Raw genomic sequence first — 1,193 nt, forward strand, 5'->3', positions numbered from 1 at the left:
CGTTCTTCGCGGCACACCGGGCACAGCCGCCGCACCAGCCGCTGCGCCAGCACGCCAAGCAGCGATGACGCCAGCAGATACGGCTCCACGCCCATGTCGGTCAACCGCGTCACCGCGGAGGCTGCATCGTTCGTGTGCAAGGTCGCCAGCACCAGGTGACCCGTCAGCGAGGCCTGCACCGCGATCTGCGCGGTTTCCAGGTCGCGGATTTCACCGATCATGATGACGTCCGGGTCCTGCCGCAGAATCGAGCGCAGCGCCCGCGCGAATGTCATGCCGATCCGCTCGTTGACCTGCGTCTGGCCGATGCCTGAGAGGTCGTATTCGATCGGGTCTTCGACCGTCATGATGTTGGTGGTCGCGGTTTCGAGCCGCGACATCGACGCGTACAGCGTGGTCGTCTTGCCCGAGCCCGTCGGGCCGGTCACCAGCACGATGCCGTGCGGCTTGCCGATCAGCTTGTCGAACTTGACGAGCGTGTCGGGCGCCATGCCGAGCGCTTCGAGATTCAGGCGCGAGGCGTCCTTTTCCAGCAGACGCAGCACCGCACGTTCGCCGTGGCCCGTGGGCAGCGTCGAGACGCGCACGTCGACCGGACGTCCGCCCACGCGCAGCGTGATCCGGCCGTCCTGCGGCAGACGCTTCTCGGCAATGTCGAGCTGCGCCATGATCTTGATCCGCGAGATCAGCGCGCCGTGCAATGCTTTTTTCGGCCGCACGACATCGCGCAGCGTGCCGTCGACACGGAAGCGCACCACGGAAGAAGTCTCGAACGGCTCAATGTGAATATCCGAAGCCTGTTCGCGCGCGGCCTGTGTGAGCAGCGCGTTGATCATGCGGATGATCGGCGCGTCGTCTTCCGATTCGAGCAGATCCTCGACTTCGGGAATGTCCTGCATCAGACGCGACAGGTCGACTTCGCCCTCCACCTCACCGACCACCTGCGCCGCGCTGCCGTCCTGGCGCGCGTAGGCCTGGTTGATCGCCTGGGCCAGTTCGTCAGCCGGCAGCCGCACGACGGACAACGCGCCGAAGTTGCGCGCGACTTCGGCCAACGCGGCGTCGCTGGTGCGTTCGCTGATCCACACTTCGAGGCTGTCGGGGTGCTGATGCGCGACCAGAATCTGGCCGCTGCGGGCGAAGCCGTAGGGCACGAGGCGCGCGGCAACCGCCGACGGTGCGATGCGTTCGGC

At 66.6% G+C, this 1,193-nt stretch carries 1 protein-coding gene; it reads right to left on the minus strand.

Going from position 1 to position 1,193, the window contains the following annotated elements; translation table 11 throughout:
- A partial coding sequence (gene gspE, locus PQR67_RS38145) for a type II secretion system ATPase GspE (protein WP_408467944.1) occupies positions 1-1,193 on the minus strand: 1,193 nt, incomplete at both ends.

The sequence above is a fragment of the Paraburkholderia fungorum genome (assembly GCF_046026025.1).
In the GTDB taxonomy this organism is placed as follows: domain Bacteria; phylum Pseudomonadota; class Gammaproteobacteria; order Burkholderiales; family Burkholderiaceae; genus Paraburkholderia; species Paraburkholderia fungorum_E.